Below are 504 nucleotides of genomic sequence, written 5' to 3'. Positions count from 1 at the left end.
GCTCTCCGGCCGCGGCGTGTCCTACTGCGCCACCTGCGACGGCTTCTTCTTCAAGGGCCACCACATCGTGGTGGTCGGCGGCGGCGACACCGCGATGGAAGAGGCCACCTTCCTCTCCCGGTTCGCCGAGAAGGTGACCGTCGTCCACCGCCGGGACACGCTGCGCGCGTCCAAGGCGATGCAGGAGCGGGCCTTCGCCGACGAGAAGATCGAGTTCGCGTGGAACAGCGAGGTCACCGAGATCCACGAGAAGGACGGCAAGCTGTCGGGGCTGACCCTGCGCGACACCGTCACCGGTGAGACCTCCGAACTGCCCGCCACCGGTCTGTTCGTCGCCATCGGCCACGACCCGCGCACCGAGCTGTTCAAGGGTGTCCTCACCCTGGACGACCAGGGGTACCTGAAGGTGGACTCCCCCTCCACCCGCACCAACATCCCCGGCGTGTTCGCCGCCGGTGACGTGGTGGACCACACCTACCGCCAGGCCATCACCGCCGCCGGCAC

General features: G+C 68.7%; 1 protein-coding gene. It reads left to right on the top strand.

The window, feature by feature from the left end; translation table 11 throughout:
- The coding region (locus IF47_RS0126795) for an NAD(P)/FAD-dependent oxidoreductase (RefSeq protein WP_031511621.1) at window positions 1-504 on the top strand (504 nt) is incomplete at both ends.

The sequence above is a fragment of the Streptomyces megasporus genome (assembly GCF_000718985.1).
Classification (GTDB): domain Bacteria; phylum Actinomycetota; class Actinomycetes; order Streptomycetales; family Streptomycetaceae; genus Streptomyces; species Streptomyces megasporus.
The sequence above is the reverse complement of the archived record's forward strand: the minus strand, read 5'-3'. Positions and strand labels throughout refer to the sequence as shown.